General features: G+C 68.1%; 12 protein-coding genes. 6 read left to right on the forward strand and 6 right to left on the reverse strand.

All coding sequences use genetic code 11. The features are described 5' to 3' along the window. The 3 genes from WBB07_RS21125 to WBB07_RS21135 form a co-directional block, all read right to left on the reverse strand. Nucleotides 1–3932 (reverse strand): alpha-(1->3)-arabinofuranosyltransferase domain-containing protein (locus WBB07_RS21125; RefSeq protein WP_526310331.1); only part of this gene is annotated, 3932 nt, incomplete at its 3' end. A 46-nt stretch (nt 3933–3978) separates the two neighbouring features. Next, entirely contained in the window at nt 3979–4152 is a 174-nt protein-coding gene (locus WBB07_RS21130; RefSeq protein ID WP_526310320.1) for a DUF2613 family protein, read from the reverse strand. Between the two features lie 78 nt (nt 4153–4230). After that, nucleotides 4231–4686, reverse strand: a complete 456-nt coding sequence (locus tag WBB07_RS21135) for a universal stress protein (RefSeq protein ID WP_526310321.1) — start codon at nt 4684–4686, stop codon at nt 4231–4233. A 193-nt stretch (nt 4687–4879) separates the two neighbouring features. Here WBB07_RS21135 and WBB07_RS21140 point away from each other — a divergent pair, with 193 nt between their 5' ends. Genes WBB07_RS21140 through WBB07_RS21150 form a run of 3 tightly spaced genes read left to right on the forward strand, consistent with a single transcriptional unit; the run spans nt 4880 to nt 7596 of the window. Beyond that, nucleotides 4880–6088 (forward strand): glycoside hydrolase family 3 N-terminal domain-containing protein, encoded by a 1209-nt coding sequence (locus tag WBB07_RS21140; protein WP_526310322.1) that lies wholly within the window; start codon nt 4880–4882, stop codon nt 6086–6088. A gap of 32 nt (nt 6089–6120) precedes the next feature. Continuing rightward, nucleotides 6121–6714, forward strand: coding sequence for a TetR/AcrR family transcriptional regulator (locus WBB07_RS21145; protein WP_526310323.1), 594 nt, complete (start codon nt 6121–6123; stop codon nt 6712–6714). A 6-nt stretch (nt 6715–6720) separates the two neighbouring features. Next, complete coding sequence (locus WBB07_RS21150; RefSeq protein WP_526310324.1) at nt 6721–7596, forward strand: formylglycine-generating enzyme family protein; 876 nt, start codon at nt 6721–6723, stop codon at nt 7594–7596. Nucleotides 7597–7600: 4 nt separating this feature from the next. Here the strand turns inward: WBB07_RS21150 and WBB07_RS21155 are convergent, their stop codons facing one another. Continuing rightward, nucleotides 7601–8446, reverse strand: coding sequence for a MaoC/PaaZ C-terminal domain-containing protein (locus WBB07_RS21155; RefSeq protein ID WP_526310325.1), 846 nt, complete (start codon nt 8444–8446; stop codon nt 7601–7603). A 5-nt stretch (nt 8447–8451) separates the two neighbouring features. Further along, complete coding sequence (locus WBB07_RS21160) at nt 8452–9804, reverse strand: 3-oxoacyl-ACP reductase (RefSeq protein ID WP_526310326.1); 1353 nt, start codon at nt 9802–9804, stop codon at nt 8452–8454. A gap of 107 nt (nt 9805–9911) precedes the next feature. Here WBB07_RS21160 and WBB07_RS21165 point away from each other — a divergent pair, with 107 nt between their 5' ends. After that, nucleotides 9912–11237: an acetyl-CoA C-acetyltransferase gene (locus tag WBB07_RS21165; RefSeq protein ID WP_526310327.1), complete on the forward strand. Its 1326-nt coding sequence runs from the start codon at nt 9912–9914 to the stop codon at nt 11235–11237. Nucleotides 11238–11567: 330 nt separating this feature from the next. On the opposite strand, the gene WBB07_RS21170 is transcribed toward WBB07_RS21165, so the two are convergent. Beyond that, nucleotides 11568–13403 carry an acyl-CoA dehydrogenase C-terminal domain-containing protein gene (locus WBB07_RS21170; RefSeq protein ID WP_526310328.1) on the reverse strand — a complete coding sequence of 612 codons (1836 nt, stop codon included), beginning with the start codon at nt 13401–13403 and terminating at the stop codon, nt 11568–11570. Between the two features lie 225 nt (nt 13404–13628). Here WBB07_RS21170 and WBB07_RS21175 point away from each other — a divergent pair, with 225 nt between their 5' ends. Beyond that, nucleotides 13629–14714 carry an NAD(P)H-dependent amine dehydrogenase family protein gene (locus WBB07_RS21175; RefSeq protein WP_526310329.1) on the forward strand — a complete coding sequence of 362 codons (1086 nt, stop codon included), beginning with the start codon at nt 13629–13631 and terminating at the stop codon, nt 14712–14714. Nucleotides 14715–14928: 214 nt separating this feature from the next. After that, nucleotides 14929–16521, forward strand: a 1593-nt coding sequence (locus WBB07_RS21180; RefSeq protein ID WP_526310330.1) for a type I polyketide synthase, incomplete at its 3' end; no start/stop codon positions are given.

Here is a 16521-nt window from a genome sequence, read left to right on the forward strand (position 1 = left end):
GCCCCGGGCAGCCCGGCCAGTAGGGTTGCCACACCGAGTACCCCTGCCGCCGCCCACGGTCCGGGGCTCCAGGGTTCGGTGTGGCCGGTTGCGATGCGGCGCGACGGCAGCAATGCCAACAACACCAGCAGCGGCAGCAGTGCCAAGCCGGTGCCGAGACCGGCGCGGTACAGGCTGTTGGACACGAAGTTCAGGGTGACGCTGCCGTCGGTCCCCGCCGGGACGACAAAACCCTGCTGCCAGCCGTTGACGGTGATCGGGCGCAGGGTGGTGCCGTCGGCGGTGGCTGCCGCCCAGCCCGGGTTGACGCTCTCGGGGACCACCAGCACCCGGTCGGTGTCGCCGGCGGTGACCTCCACCTCACGGTGGTCGGGTCCCCACGCTCCGGTGCGCGCCACCTCGGTACGTGCGGTCGGCTGGGACTCGGCAAGCGGCCCGGCCAGTTGAATCCCGTCGACAAAAAACGCCCGGCCGGCGTTGACCAGCACCTCCTGTTGGCCGGCAGGCAGCGTGATGGGTGTCGGATCGCAGGGCTGCGCGGCGATCGGTTCGGCGTCCAGCAGCGCGGCGACGGTGGTGGTGATGCGGGTCTGGACAAAGCGGCCGGCCGCGGCGATCACCGGCCCGTCACCACAGGCGATGGTGACCGGGCGGGCGCGGTTCCGGTTGCTGTCGGCCGGGGCGATGGGTTTGCCGTCGGGGCCCAGTGCCACCACTTCGGCCAACCCGGGTGGCTTGACCTGGTCGAATCCCAACGCGGTGCGGTCGATCACGTCCGTCCAGTCCAGCAGGCTGATCCGAATGGTGTCGGTGACCGTCGGTGTCAGGTCGAGGGTCTGGGATCCGTCGGGTTCCATGCTGCGGACCTGTGGGCCGTTGCCCAGGTTGACCGCGACCAGCGACGGATGGGTGGGCAGTGCCGAGCTGCTGGGGGTGAGGCGGACGGCGGAGACCTCGGTGGGTTCGGGCAGGGTGAGTGTCAGGGTCGGCGCCGTGCGGTGTTGCACCACCCCCTGGGGTGCCGTCCACGAGGTGCGCGGGTCGCCGTCGGCGGCGGCGTACGCGGTCCCCAACACGTCGAACGAATCGGCGTCTCCGTCGGCCCGGGTGGTGCCGGGTTCGCGTATCAAGTCCGCCAGGTCAGGGCCTTGGCGGGGCCGCACCCACACCGTGGGGGTCAGTGAGATCTCTTGTGGCACAGTCAGTGTCCTGCTGAGGCTGACGAGTTCCTCGGGGGCCGACGACAGCGGTGAGGCACAGAGCACCCCCTCGGAGGTGTCGATGCAGCCGGGACGGCCGAGCAACTCGGAACCCAGGTCCCACATGGCCACCTCCGACCCCGGCGGGGGGCCCGGGACCGCTGCGGTGTGACGGATGGCGACCGGGTGGGCGAATCCGGAGGCGTCGTACTGGGTGATGGCGAGGTCGGTGATGCCGAACTGCACACCTCCGGAGCCGTCGGTGGTGCCCATGGCGGTGATCCGGACCCACGGCGTCTCGCCGTACGGCAGGGCGGCGGTGAGCGGGGTTCCGGGCTCGTCGACCCGAAGACTGGTGGTGCCGTTGGCGGTGGAGATCTGGATTCGGTTGACCTGCGCGCCGATTGCCGACGCGCTGGGTGTCAGCGTCACCGTCGCATTGGTCACCGGCCGGTCGAAGTCCACCTGCAGCCACTGCCCGACGGCGGCCTGCAGCGAGTTGGACACCCAGCTGGTGGCCGGATCGGAGTCGACGGCCGACGGCGGTGCGGACGCCGGGACCACATTGGGCAGCGCGGTCGAGTCGGCCGCCGAGCTGGACACGGTGATCCGGCCTCCGTCCCAGGATCCGCGAGTCAACTCCTGACCGGGTATCGGATAGTCCGGCACCCGGTTGTGGGTGTGCCGCGGATCGCCGTCGGCCCGGATCGCCGACGAGTGGTCATCGACGCGGCCGTAGTCGGTTTCGCGGTTCACCGGGGTGTCGGTGACGGTGACCACAGGGGCCGGCAGCCCGGCCGCTTCCGCATCCCCGGTGAGCAGCGCCGGACCCAGGGCGGGCTCCTTGCGCAGACGTCGGCGCTCGTCCAGGCGCAGCAGCACCTCCGGGCCGCCGTCGATGCGGGCCATGGTGTCGGTGTCGGCGAGGTACGGGACACCGGCCTCGGCGGCACCGGTCACCCGGTAGATCTCGATAGCGGGGTAGCGCAACCGCAACCCGCTGTCGGCGATGAAACCCTCCAGCAATCCGGGCCCGACCGGATCGCCGAACTCGGCGACCTTCTCCAGCCCGGGGGAGTGGTCCATGACGCGGTGAACCAGCACGGGCCGGGCCGAGCGGGAGGTGTCAGGGTCCAGGTCGTTGCGGACGACGACATAGGAGATGCCTTGGCGGACCAGGGTGTCGGCCAATCCGGCGGACGGCCGGCCCGCCGCGAACAGGCGCTGCACCGAATCCAGCGCCCGGATGGTCTGCGGGGGTGTCAGGGGGATGGAATCGCGTACCCCCCATGGGCTTTCGCCCAGCACCTGCAGTGGCTCGTCGCGGGTGGTGCCCCACACCTGCGTGGCGAACGGGGCGCCCGGGGCCACCAGCACCCGGCCTTGGTACGGGGCGCCGGTGTTGTGTTCGGTCAACCAGTCGGCCGCCTCCTGCCAATACGACGGGATCGCGCTGTACGTGCCCGGTGGGGTGAGTCGCCCCGTCCAGGCCAACGAGGTCGCCGTCAGCAGCGCGGTCAACACCACGATGCCCACCGCCACCCGCTTGTCCTTCTCGGGGTGGGAGAACGCGTGCAGCCACACCGGGCGGGCGACACTGCCCGGCAACGGCAGCCGGCCCAGCAGATGCGCCAGCCCCAGCACTATCGGCAACCGCAGCAGCGGCTCGAACTTGTGCACGTTGCGCAGCGGGGCGCCGCCGGCGTCGAGGAACTCCTGCACCTGATGGGCGATCGGCGACCCGAAACCACCCGCGTAGCCCAGCCCCATCAGGACCAGCCCGGCCAGCAGGATGGTGACGACGCGGCCGCGGGCCGGCATGGTGCGCAGCGCCAGCCCGGCCAGCCCCGCCGCAGCCACCAAAGTGGTGGCCAGGATCGCGACCGGACCGGTGACCAGCGAGGAGGCGGCGGTTGCATCGGGGGCGACAAACGGGGTCCAGGCCGCGGTGCCGCGCAGCATCTCTGTCAGCGACGTCCACTGGGTCGTCACACCGGAGGACTCGATGTAGTCCAGGAACGGGGGGCTGATCCGGCCCAGCGACAGCAGCGCCACCACCCACCACGCCACCGCCAGTGCGCTCGACAACAGCCACCAACCACTGAACTTCAGCCAGTTCCGGTTCGGCCGGTGGCAGGCCCACCAGATCAGCGCAGGCAGGCAGGCGGTGAACGTGGCGACGGCGTTGACGGCACCCATCAAGGCCAAAGCGATACCTGCCCGGGCCGCCAACACCCGCAGCGATCTGCCGCTCCCGCCGCGCATGGCCAGGATGACGGGCAGCAGCACCCACGGCGCCAGCATCATCGGCAGCGTCTCCGACGAGATGGAGCCCAGTGTCGTCAGCACCCGCGGTGACAGCGTAAAGGCCGTTGCCGCCACCACCCGCGACGCGGTGGTGCCGATGCCGAGCGCCTCGGCGACCCGCAGCAGTCCCCAGAAGCCTGCCGCCAGTAGCAGCGCCCACCACAACCGTTGGATCACCCAGGCGGGGATTCCGAGAACGTCACCGGCCAGGAAAAACGCGCCGTGCGGGAACAGATAGCCGTATGCCTGGTTCTGGGCTTGCCCGAACGGCAGCTCGCTGTTCCACAGGTCGGCCGCGCGGGACAGGAACCGTAGCGGGTTGGTGGTGAGGTCGAGTTTGGTGTCCGGGGAGATCAGCCCGGGAGCCTGGGCGAAGGACACGACCAGCGTCGCGACCGCGACCAGCCACAGCCAGCGGCATGACAGACGTTCCGGCCCGCCCGGATGGGCCGTGATCGGTGAGGCGGACAGGCTAGCTGCGGTCGCCGTACTCGACGCGGTTCAGCACCGAGGATGCCGGGTCACCCGCGACCAGGGGCGGCTTGGTGTCCTGTTCCACCATCAGCGTCACCCCGAAGACCGCGGCCGCGCCCAGCAGCAGCCCGACCACGAGGCTGGCGGCGGCCGGCACCACGAACCGGGACATGGGGGGCTCCTCAGCTGTTGGTCAAAGGACACGGAAAGGTATTGCTCGAAGTCGTTCGCCAACCTAGCACGGACGCTGTCATTGCCCGGGCGGCACGATGAGCACCGGACGCCCGCCGTGGCGCAGCACCCGGTCGGCGACGCTGGACTGGATCAGCGAGCGCACCCCCGTCGTCCCCCTGGTCCCGGTGACGATCAGGTCGGCGCCCAGCTTGTCCGCGGCGTCGATGATGGTCCGCCACACGGTGCCGGATATCGCCACCACGAGTGTTTCGGCGTTGAGGCCGGCCTGGCGGGCGAGTCTGGCCCCGTGATCGTTGGTGCGCTGGGCGTCGGCGAACGCGATGTCGAGATCGTCCTCGTCGGGCAGATCCGGTGGCCCGTCGAGGTCGATGCTCACGTTGTCCTGGCCGCCGCGCATCGGCTCCCAGACGGTCACGACGACGGCTCGGTCGGCGGCGAGGAAACGGCCGGCATAGTGGACAGCGCGCTGTGCATTCTGGCTGCCGTCGTAGGCGATCATCAAGACCGTCATGCCTCATGATCTCGCACCCGGTGGATTCCTCGCACTGGTCGGCGAAACTGGTTGAGGTGCCTGAGCTCTGGTGAACCGGCCGACGCCCGAAAACGCGGCGGGGCAGTTCCCGGCGCCGCTGTCGCGCGGTGGACCGGGCTGACGGGCGCCGAATCGGTTACCGGTTCGGCATTCGGTGAGGCACAGTGAAGGCATGGCTCTAACCCGAGGACTGACCCGCACCCTGGTGTCCATCGCGGCGCTGCCGGCCCTGCTGGCGGCCTGTTCACCTGCCGCGGAAGCTCCCGTCTCGGCGCCGTCCGAGGCGTCCGCGGTACCCACTCCGGCAGCGACGCCTGCCGGCACCCCGCTGTCCAACCCGCTGCCGGCGGCCCCGCCGGTGTGCGGTGATCTGCAGGCGCAGGTCGCGATGATGTCGACGCGGGACAAGCTCGCGCAACTGCTGATGGTCGGGGTGAACAACGCCGCCGACGCCCAGGCTGTGGTGGCAGATCATCACGTCGGCGGCATCTTCATCGGCAGCTGGACCGACAGGTCGATGCTGACCGATGGCTCGCTGGGGGCGATCAACGCCGCGGCGGGGGCGCTGCCGGTTGCCGTCAGCGTCGATGAAGAGGGTGGCCGGGTGCAGCGGCTGTCCGGCCTGATCGGCAGCCAGCCGTCGGCGCGGGTACTGGCCCAGACACAAACCCCGGAGCAGGTGTACCAGATCGCCCTGGATCGCGGCCGCGCGATGCGTGGGCTGGGCATCACCATCGATTTTGCTCCCGTGGTCGACGTTTCCTCGGCGGCCGATGACACGGTGATCGGTGACCGATCCTTCGGCTCGGATCCCGCGGTGGTCACCGAGTACGCCGGCGCCTATGCCCGCGGCCTGCGTGATGCCGGGGTGCTCCCGGTGCTCAAGCATTTCCCCGGCCACGGCAACGGCTCGGGTGACTCCCACACCGGCGCGGTCACCACGGCCCCGCTGGCCGATCTGCAGGCCTCCGATCTGGTGCCCTACCGGTCGTTGACCGCGCAGGGGCCGGTCGCGGTGATGTTGGGCCATCTCGAGGTGCCGGGTCTGACCGGCTCAGATCCGGCGAGCCTGAGCCCGGCTGCCTACCAGCTGTTGCGCAGTGGCGGATACGGCGGTCCGCCGTTCAACGGCCCGGTGTTCACCGATGACCTGTCGGGGATGGCGGCGATCAGCGACCGGGTCGGGGTGCCCGGTGCGGTGCTGGGTGCGTTGCAGGCCGGTGCCGACACCGCGCTGTGGCTGTCCACCGCCGAGGTTCCCGCAGTGCTGGACCGACTGGAGGAGGCGGTTTCCGCCGGTGAGCTGGCACTGCCGTCGGTTGAGGCGTCGGTGTTGCGGATGGCGGAGGTCAAGGGGCCGCACCCGCGCTGCGGTGGCTAATCTTGGACGGACCGAACGGAAGGTGACCGGGCATGGCAGGTGGTACCAAGCGGCTGCCGCGTGCTGTCCGGGAACAGCAGATGCTGGACGCGGCCGTCCAGGTGTTCTCGGTCAACGGCTATCACGAGACGTCGATGGATGCGATCGCCGCCAGGGCGGAGATCTCCAAGCCGATGCTCTACCTCTACTACGGGTCCAAAGAGGAGCTGTTCGGGGCTTGTCTGACCCGTGAGCTGAGCCGGTTCGTCGAGGCGGTGCGCGCCGATGTCGACTTCACGTTGCCGCCGAGGGACATGCTGCGCAACACCATTCTGTCCTTCCTGCGTTACATCGATGCCAACCGCGCCTCTTGGATCGTGTTGTACACCCAGGCCACCAGCTCGACGGCGTTTGCGCACACGGTTCGCGAGGGACGGGAACGGGTCATCGACCTGGTGGCCCGGCTGCTCAGTGCCGGCACCCGGAACCCGGAGCCGGACACCGACTTCCAGATGATGGCGATCGCCCTGGTGGGGGCCGGCGAGGCGGTCGCGGCGCGGGTCAGCACCGGTGACGTCGATGTCGCCGACGCCTCCGAGTTGATGATCAATCTGTTCTGGCGCGGCCTCAAAGGCAGGCGGGCCTGAGGTTTCATGGGTACTGAACTGGTCGACGTGCCGGGTGGATCGTTTCGGATGGGTTCGGTCGAGTTCTACCCGGAGGAAGCGCCGGTGCACACCGTCACCGTCGAGGATTTTGCGATCGAACGTCATCCGGTGACCAATGCCCAGTTCGCGGAATTCGTCGCCGAAACGGGCTATGTCACTGTCGCGCAACGTCCCCTGGACCCGGCGCTGTACCCGCAGGTGCCGGACACCGACCTGGTTCCGGGGGCGCTGGTGTTCACGCCCACCTCCGGGCCGGTCGACCTGAGGGACTGGCGGCAGTGGTGGAGGTGGGTGCCCGGCGCCTGCTGGGATCACCCGGCCGGGCCGGCGTCGTCCATCGATGCCCGGCTGGATCATCCGGTGGTACAGGTGGCCTATCCGGATGCGGCGGCGTATGCCCGCTGGGTGGGCCGCAGGCTGCCCACCGAGGCCGAATGGGAGTACGCGGCGCGGGCCGGCTCGACCGCGACGTACGCCTGGGGTGACGAGGTGGCCCCAGGCGGACGCCTGATGGCCAACACCTGGCAGGGCAGGTTCCCGTACCGAAACGACGGTGCCCTCGGGTGGAGTGGCACCTCACCGGTGGGTGCGTTCCCGCCCAGCGCTTTTGGCTTGTTGGACATGATCGGCAACGTGTGGGAATGGACCACCACCCGGTTCAGTGCACACCATCGGCCGGGCGGTGCCGAGAACGGGTGCTGCCCGCCGCCGGCCGGGGGTGACCCGTCGGTGCACCAGGCGCTCAAGGGTGGCTCGCATCTGTGCGCACCGGAGTACTGCCACCGGTATCGGCCGGCCGCGCGGTCCTCGCAGTCGCAGGACAGCGCCACCACCCACATCGGGTTCCGATGCGTGGTGTGACCAGTTACAACGTGCGCACGGTGCCGGTCAGATGTGGGTAACCCTTCTTCAGATTGCGCACCGAGATATCCCAGCCGGTGTCGACCTGGTCGGTGTACACGCCGACGGTGGCGGGCAGGATCATCGGCTTGCCGAACTTGACGTGGTAGGACACCGCATCCGGTAGTTGGCCTTCGATGTTCGCCAGAACAGCTGCAGCGCTGTACATTCCGTGGGCAATCACGGTGGGGAAGCCGAACAGTTTGGCCGCGACCGAGCTGACGTGGATGGGGTTGTGGTCACCGCCGGCGGAGGCGTAGCGCCGAATCTGCGCGGGGGTGACCCGCAGCAGGGTGTTCGGCGGCGGCAGCTTGGGCTGCTTCTGCGGCGGTGCCTTCGGTTCATCGGAGAGGCTGGTGCGCTGCTGGTGCAGGAATGTCGTGACCTGCCGCCACGCCGCCTCGTTGCCGACGCTCACCTCGGTCACCACGTCGACCAGCAGTCCCTTGCGGTGTTCCCGCAGGTTCTCGGTGCGTGCCTTGATGCCGACGGTATCGGTGACCGCGATGGGCCGGTACTGGTCGATGTGGTTCTCCACATGCACCGAACCCATTGCGGCAAAAGGAAAATCGAACGCAGTGATCAGCGCCATCACGGTGGGGAAGGTCAGCGCGAACGGGTAGGTCACCGGCACGGTGTCGCCGAAACGCAACCCGGTGGCAGCGGCGTAGGCCGCCACGTGGGCCCGGTCGACAGCCAAGTCGGCCACCGTCACGGTGCGGGCCGGAAGCGAGTCGCCGCGGCGGACAAACGGCAGTGCGCCGGCGGCGGCCCGGGCCATGTTCAGCAGTCCGTTGGATTGCTCGGACATATCGGTCAGGCTCCCAGCATCGCTTGGCCGCACACCCGAATGGTGTTGCCGGTGACGGCATTGCTGGCGGGACTGGCGAAGTAGGCGATGGCCTCTGCTACGTCGACCGGCCGGCCGCCCTGGAACAGCGAGTTCAGCCGGCGCCCCACCTCTCGGGTGGCCAGCGGAATCGCCTCGGTCATCTTGGTCTCGATGAAGCCCGGGGCGACGGCGTTGATGGTGATGCCGCTGTCGGCCAGCACCGGCGCCAAGGCCTGGGTGAGGCCGATCATGCCGGCCTTGGTGGCGGCGTAGTTGGTCTGGCCGCGGTTACCGGCGATCCCGGCCATCGAGGACAATCCGATGATGCGGCCGCCTTCGCCGATGCTGCCGTTGCCGACCAGGCCTTCGGCGAGCCGTTGCGGCGCCAGCAGATTCACGGCGATCACCGAGTCCCATTTGGCGTCGTCCATATTGGCCAGCAGCTTGTCGCGGGTGATGCCGGCGTTGTTGACCAGAATGTGAGCCGTGCCGTTGTGATGTTCGCGGAGGTGCTCGGCGATGCGGTCGACGGCATCGTCGGCGGTGACGTCGAGGGTCAGGGCGGTCCCGTTCACCTTTGCCGCCGTCTCTGCCAGGGCTTCGGCGGCGCTTTCGACGTCGACTGCCACCACCTTGGCGCCGTCGCGCGCGAACACCTCGGCGATGGTGGCGCCGATACCGCGCGCGGCGCCGGTGACGATGGCGACCTTGCCTGCCAGCGGCTTGTCCCAGTCCGCCGGTGCGGTGGAGTCGGCGGCGCCGACGTAGAAGACCTGGCCGTCGACGTAGGCCGACTTCGCCGACAGCAGGAATCGCAGCGTCGACTCCACGCCGGTGGCGCCCGCCCCCGCCGCTGCTGCCACGTAGACCAGCGAGACGGTGGCCCCGCGCTGCATCTCCTTGCCGAGGCTGCGGGTGAATCCTTCGAGGGCGCGCTGAGCGATGCGCTCGTCCACGCTGGATGTCTGGTCCGGGATGGTGCCGACCACGACGATGCGGCCCGAGCGGCCGACGTTGCGGAGCAGCGGGGTGAAGAACTCGTGCAGCGCTTTCAGGCCTGCGGGGGTGGTGATGCCGGTGGCGTCGAAGAGCAGCCCGCCGAAGGAGTCCGCCCAGCGGCCGCCCAGATTGTCGCCCACCAGGTCGTAATCATCGGCCAGGGCGGTACGGATCGGTTCGGCGATCCGGCCGTCGCCGCCGATCAGCAGGGGACCGGCCAGCGCCGGTTCGCCGGCCCGGTACCGGCGTAGCGTCTCGGGTGCCGGCACACCGAGCTGTTTGGCCAGGAAGGATCCCGGCCCGGAGTGCAGGACGTTCGAGAACAGGTCGGAAGCCACAGCGGTACCTCTCGTCTCAGGTTCGGGTGCTGTCCACCACGAACTTACTCCAGAGTAAGAACAGTGGGTAGGATGGGTGCCACATCCAGTCTGCTACTTCGACGTTGATGGAGATTCCCGTGGCCAGCACCAATTCAAACAACCAGAGCCGCCGACGCGTGGCGGTTCTCGGCGGAAACCGCATTCCGTTTGCACGTTCCGATGGCGCCTACGCGCAGGCGTCCAACCAGGACATGTTCACCGCGGTGCTCAACGGCCTGGTCGACCGTTTCGGTCTGCAGGGAGAGCGCCTCGGTGCTGTCGTCGGCGGCGCCGTTCTGAAGCACTCACGCGACTTCAACTTGATGCGCGAGTGTGTGCTGGGCAGCAGCCTGTCCCCGTACACCGCGGCCTACGACGTGCAGCAGGCCTGCGGCACCGGCCTGCAGGCCGCGACCGCCGTCGCCAATGCCATCGCACTGGGACAGTACGAGTCCGGTGCCGCCGGCGGCGTGGACACCACGTCGGACGCCCCCATCGCCTTCGGCGACAACCTGCGCCAGGTCTTGCTCGGTCTGCGCCGCGCCAGATCCAACGTCGACCGGCTCAAACTCGTCGGGAAGCTGCCGGCGTCGCTGGGGGTGGAGATCCCCACCAACGGCGAACCGCGCACCGGGATGTCGATGGGGGAACACGCCGCGATCACCGCCAAACAGATGGGGGTCAAGCGCGTCGACCAGGATGCGCTGGCAGCGGCCAGTCATCAGAACATGGCTGCCGCCTACGACCGCGGATTCTTCGATGATCTGGTGACCCCGTTCCTGGGGCTCTACCGCGACAACAATCTGCGCCCCGAGTCCTCAGCCGAGAAGCTGGCCAGACTCAAGCCGGTCTTCGGCGTGCGCAACGGCGACGCCACCATGACGGCCGGCAACTCCACCCCGTTGACCGACGGTGCCTCCGTGGCGCTGCTGGCCAGTGAGGACTGGGCCGTGCAGCACGGTCACGAGCCGCTGGCCTACTTCGTGGACTCCGAGTCGGCGGCGGTCGATTACGTCAACGGTGCCGACGGGCTGCTGATGGCGCCCACATACGCGGTGCCGCGTCTGCTGGCCCGTAACGGCCTCACACTCCAGGATTTCGACTTCTACGAGATCCACGAGGCCTTTGCCTCGGTGGTGCTGGCCACCCTGGCGGCCTGGGAGTCCGACGAATACTGCAAGGACCGGCTGGGCCTGGATTCGGCTTTGGGGGCCATCGACCGGTCGAAGCTCAACGTCAACGGTTCCTCACTGGCGGCTGGGCATCCGTTTGCCGCGACGGGCGGCCGAATTGTCGCCCAGCTGGCCAAACAGCTCGCCGAACGCAGGAAAGAGACTTCGCGGCCGGTGCGCGGCCTCATCTCGATCTGCGCCGCCGGCGGCCAGGGTGTAGCTGCGATTCTCGAGGCCTGACGCCGCGTGCCGGATCTCGCTCGAAAAAACTTTCCGGGTTTCGTAACGCGACGCTCGGGGTAACCGATGTTCCGGATAGCTCCGTGTTGCCGTCTGACCCCCCGACCCGACGGCAACACGGAGCGTCCTTGTTTCTCGGGCGGTTCGGTGCTGTCGGGAAGTCCACGACGGCTCGGCTCCACCCGGGAGACGGCAACCGCCGCTGGAACCGAGGGGATTCCGGCGGCGGTTCCGTGCGCCGGCCATGCTCTGGCGACCGCCATCCAGGCACCCCGGAAATGGAGAAAGCCCCCACCGAAGTGGGGGCTTTCCGCGATGAGCGACTCCGCGTCAGAACGAGGCTTCGTCGAGTTCCATGATCTCGTTGTCGAGGTTCTCGATCACGGTCCGAGTGCTGGTGAGCAGCGGCAGGAAGTTCTTCGCAAAGAACGACGCCACGGCGATCTTGCCCTCGTAGAACGACTTCTCCTCGCCGGTGGCGCCCGCGTCCAGCGCGGCGATGGCCACTGCGGCCTGCCGGGCCAACAGCCAGCCGATCACCAGGTCGCCGACGCTCATCAGGAAGCGCACCGAACCCAGGCCCACCTTGTAGATGCTGGCGGTGTCCTCCTGGGCGGCCATCAGATAGCCGGTCAGGGTGGCGGCCATGCCCTGCACGTCCAGCAGCGCGGTGGCCAGCAGCTCCCGCTCGGTCTTCAGGCGGCCGTTGCCGGATTCGTTCTTGATGAACTCGTCGATCTGCCCGGCAACATGCGCCAGTGCCACACCCTTGTCGCGGATGATCTTGCGGAAGAAGAAGTCCTGCGCCTGGATGGCGGTGGTGCCCTCGTACAGCGAGTCGATCTTGGCGTCGCGGATGTACTGCTCGATCGGGTAGTCCTGCAGGAAGCCCGATCCGCCGAAGGTCTGCAAGGACTCGGTCAGTTTGGCGTAGGCCTGCTCAGAACCGACACCCTTGACGATGGGCAGCATCAGGTCGTTGACCTTGAGCGCCAGCCCGGCATCGACACCGTGTACCGCTGCGGCGACCTCGGCATCCTGGTAGGTCGAGGTGTAGGTGTACAGCGCGCGCAGACCCTCCGCGTAGGCCTTCTGGGTCATCAGCGACCGGCGCACATCGGGGTGGTGGGTGATGGTGACGCGGGGGGCGGCTTTGTCGGTCATCTGGGTCAGGTCGGCGCCCTGGACGCGGCTCTTGGCGTATTCGAGCGCGTTCAGGTAACCGGTGGACAGGGTGGCGATTGCCTTGGTGCCCACCATCATTCGTGCCTGCTCGATGACGTCGAACATCTGCGCGATGCCGTCGTGGGTCTCGCCGACGAGCCAGCCCTTGGCCGGGATGCCGTGCTGACCGAAGGTCAGCTCGCAGGTGGTGGAGACCTTCAGGCCCATCTTGTGCTCGACGTTGGTGACAAACGCACCGTTACGTTCGCCGGGCTCGCCGGTCTCGGGATCGAAGTGGAATTTCGGTACGAAGAACAGGGACAGACCCTTGGTGCCCGGTCCGGCGCCCTCGGGGCGGGCCAGTACCAGGTGGAAGATGTTCTCGAAGAGATCGTCGGAGTCGGCGGAGGTGATGAAGCGTTTCACGCCGTCGATGTGCCAGGAGCCGTCCTCCTGCTTGACCGCCTTGGTGCGGCCGGCGCCGACGTCGGAGCCGGCATCCGGCTCGGTGAGCACCATGGTGGCGCCCCACTGCCGCTCGGCGGCGAACACCGCCCACTTCTTCTGCTCTTCGGTGGCCAGCTTGTAGAGGATGCTGGCGAATCCGGCGCCGCCGCCGTACATCCACACTGCGGGGTTGGCACCCAGTACATGCTCTTGCAGGGCCCACACCAGGACCCGGGGCATCGGGGTGCCGCCGAGCACTTCTTCGATGCCAACCTTGTCCCAGCCGGCGTCTTGGACCGCACGTACCGACTTCTTGAAGGCTTCCGGGAGCTTTACGGAATGGGTTTCGGGGTCGAACACCGGGGGATTGCGGTCTCCGTCGACAAAGGATGCCGCGATGGGTCCTTCGGCCAGACGCGCCATCTCGTGCAGCATCTCGCGGGCGGTGTCGACGTCCAGGTCGGCGAACTGTCCTTCACCGAGAGCCTTGTCGACGCCGAGAACCTCGAACAGGTTGAATTCCTGATCCCGTACGTTGGATTTGTAGTGGCTCATGTAATTCCTCCTCGATGAGAATCCACTTGGATGAGCAAGCTTTCCGGTTGGGTACTCGCGCTAAGTTACCCACCAGTAACCATTCCAACTATACCGGCCGGTAACCCAAACGCAAGTCTGTGTGAGCTAGTTCTACCCACTAATCAACCCACCGGTTGGCCATGAGGTTCGTTGGCGGTCGTCAAACCGATGATTTCGCAGGCCAGGGTCGGTTACGGTACGGCCATGCAGCTACGCGTCGCGGTATGGGGTACCGGCAATATGGGCTCTACCGCCATCAGATCGCTACTCGCTTTTCCCGGTCAGGTGCTCTCGGCGGTGATCACGTCCACCCCGGAGAAGGTAGGCCGCGAGGCCGCTTCCTTCGCCGGCGTCGACGACGTCACCGGGATCAGAGCCACCGCAGATGTCGAGGCGGCGCTGCGGGAATGCGACGCCGTGGCCTACATGGCGTCCGGCGATATCCGGCCGGACGAGGCCGCCGCCGATATCGAGCGATGCCTGCGGGCCGGTGTGCACGTCGTGACTCCGGCGATGTACTCCCTCTACGACCCCGAGTCGGCACCGGAGGAACTGCGGTCGCGCCTCGCCGCGGCCGCGGAGGCCGGCGGAGCCTCGCTGTTTGTCAGCGGTGTCGACCCGGGCTGGGCCAACGACGCACTCGCCGTCACCGCCGCCGGGCTGTGTACCCGGATCGACACCATCCACTGCCAGGAGATCTTCGACTACTCCACCTACGATCAGCCGCACGCCGTGCGGGTGTTGTGTGGCTTCGGCGGATCCATGGACGACGTTCCGATGATGTTGCTGCCCAGCATCCCCACCATGGTCTGGGGCGGCAACATCCGGCTGATCGGCCGCGGTCTCGGTCTCGAGATCGACGAGATCACCGAGGAGTTGGAGCGGCTGCCGCTCGACGCGGACGTCGATACCGTGATGGGACGGTTCGAGGCCGGCACCCAGGGCGCATTCTGGCTCAAGGTGATAGGCAAGGTTGCCGGTCGGCCCCGCATTGTCGTCGACCACATCACGCGCATCGACCCGTCATGCGCGCCAGACTGGCCACAACCCGACGAAGGGGTGGGCGACCATCGGGTGATCGTCCACGGGGATCCGGAGCTGACCATCACGGTCCGCGCGGACGTCCCCGGGGGCACTCGCGCTGACGGCGGCAACACCACCGCGACCAACAGGTTGCTCGGCGCGCTTCCGTGGCTGGTCCAGCAGAAACCGGATCTGTACGACGGCCTCGACGTCCCGCTGCGCCCGTCGACACCGGTTGAATTTGAATGCGCTCGTTGGGTCGACTAGTCAGCCGAAAGTTCAATCCAAATACTTAGGGCCACCTTGGGTTTCGCTGGCAATAGTCGCGTCGGTATGTTTCCGAGTCGGGGCCGAGTCGATAGTCTCGAAGTCGGGCCGGTCTTCTGGAAGACGTCTGGAGGACGTGAAGTCGCCGCCGAGCCACGCAGCACCGACACCGCGATAGTCGGACCCAACTGACCTACATCACCTGGGGAGAAGTTTGAGCGCCGAAACTGCCACACCCGTTGCCGTGATCGGCATGGCCTGCCGCCTGCCGGGAGGAATCGACTCGCCGCACGGCCTGTGGCAGGCGCTGCTGCGCGGACAGGATTTTGTCGGTGAGATCCCGGCGGACCGCTGGGATGCCGACGCCTACTACGACCCCGAACCCGGTGTGCCCGGGCGTTCGGTCACTCGGTGGGGCGCGTTCCTGGACGACGTGGGCGGCTTCGATGCGGCCTTCTTCGGGATGACCGACCGTGAAGCCACTGCCATCGACCCGCAGCACCGCATCCTCCTGGAGGCATCCTGGGACGCTGTGGAACACGCCGGGATCGACCCGCCGTCCTTGGCGAAGTCGCAGACCGGGGTGTTCATCGGTCTGACTCACGGTGACTACGAGCTCCTCTCGGCCGATACCGGCGCCGCCGAAGGCCCCTACGGCTTCACCGGCACGAGTAACAGCTTTGCTTCGGGCCGGGTGTCCTACGCGCTGGGACTGCACGGTCCTGCGGTCACCGTGGACACCGCGTGCTCGTCGGGGCTGATGGCCATCCACCAGGCGTGCCGCAGCCTGCACGACGGGGAGAGCTCACTGGCGCTGGCCGGCGGGGTCGCCGTCACCCTGGAACCGCGCAAGTCGGTCTCGGGATCACTGCAGGGCATGTTGTCGCCGACCGGCCACTGCTACGCCTTCGATGTCCGGGCCGACGGCTTCGTCTCCGGCGAGGGCTGTGTGGTGCTGCTGCTGAAGCGTCTCGACGACGCGCAGCGCGACGAGGACCGAATTCTGGCCGTCATCCGGGGCACCGCCGCCAATCAGGACGGCCGTACCGTCAACATCGCCACACCCTCCGAATCCGCCCAGGTCGAGGTGTATCGGTCAGCGCTGGCCGCCGCCGGAGTGGATCCCGCCACCGTCGGGCTGGTCGAAGCTCACGGCACCGGCACCCCGGTGGGGGATCCGATCGAGTTCACCAGCCTGTCCACCGTGTACGGCACTTCCGGACCCACCGCGCTGACATCGGTGAAGACCAACTTCGGGCACCTGCAATCCACGTCGGGGCCGCTGGGCATGATGAAGGCGATCCTGGCGCTCCAACATGCCGTGGTGCCACAAAACCTGCACTTCACCGGCTTGCCGGAGGCGCTCGCCCCGATCCAGACCGAGTTGTTCGTACCCACAGACGCCACCCCGTGGCCGGCCACCGACGAGCACCCGCGACGGGCCGCGGTGTCGTCGTACGGACTGTCGGGTACCAACGTGCATGCCGTGCTGGAACAGGCGCCGGACCGGGCGCCGGCGATCGAGCGCCCCGCGACCGAACGGCCGCTGTTGTTCCCGGTGTCGGCGACCTCCACCGAGCAGCTCCGGGTGAGCGCCGCCCGGCTGGCGCAGTGGGCGGACGGAGCGCCCGGTGCGCTCCCGGACCTCGCGTACACGTTGAGCCGGCGTCGGGCACACAAACCGGTGCGCACCGCCGTCTCGGCCACCGGATTCGGTGAACTCGCCGCGGCCCTGCGGGAGGTCGCCGACAGCGACTTCCCGCGTGAGGCCGCCGTCGGCCAGGACGACCGCGGACCGGTCTGGGTG

The sequence above is a fragment of the Mycobacterium sp. genome (assembly GCF_049647605.1).
GTDB lineage: Bacteria > Actinomycetota > Actinomycetes > Mycobacteriales > Mycobacteriaceae > Mycobacterium.

Coding starts and splice junctions, on each gene's coding strand:
- WBB07_RS21165 (WP_526310327.1), top strand. CDS start 9,912: ATGGAGATTCCCGTGGCCAGCACCAATTCAAACAACCAGAGCCGCCGA.
- WBB07_RS21135 (WP_526310321.1), bottom strand. CDS start 4,686: ATGACGGTCTTGATGATCGCCTACGACGGCAGCCAGAATGCACAGCGC.
- WBB07_RS21150 (WP_526310324.1), top strand. CDS start 6,721: ATGGGTACTGAACTGGTCGACGTGCCGGGTGGATCGTTTCGGATGGGT.
- WBB07_RS21140 (WP_526310322.1), top strand. CDS start 4,880: ATGGCTCTAACCCGAGGACTGACCCGCACCCTGGTGTCCATCGCGGCG.
- WBB07_RS21155 (WP_526310325.1), bottom strand. CDS start 8,446: ATGTCCGAGCAATCCAACGGACTGCTGAACATGGCCCGGGCCGCCGCC.
- WBB07_RS21170 (WP_526310328.1), bottom strand. CDS start 13,403: ATGAGCCACTACAAATCCAACGTACGGGATCAGGAATTCAACCTGTTC.
- WBB07_RS21145 (WP_526310323.1), top strand. CDS start 6,121: ATGGCAGGTGGTACCAAGCGGCTGCCGCGTGCTGTCCGGGAACAGCAG.
- WBB07_RS21130 (WP_526310320.1), bottom strand. CDS start 4,152: ATGTCCCGGTTCGTGGTGCCGGCCGCCGCCAGCCTCGTGGTCGGGCTG.
- WBB07_RS21175 (WP_526310329.1), top strand. CDS start 13,629: ATGCAGCTACGCGTCGCGGTATGGGGTACCGGCAATATGGGCTCTACC.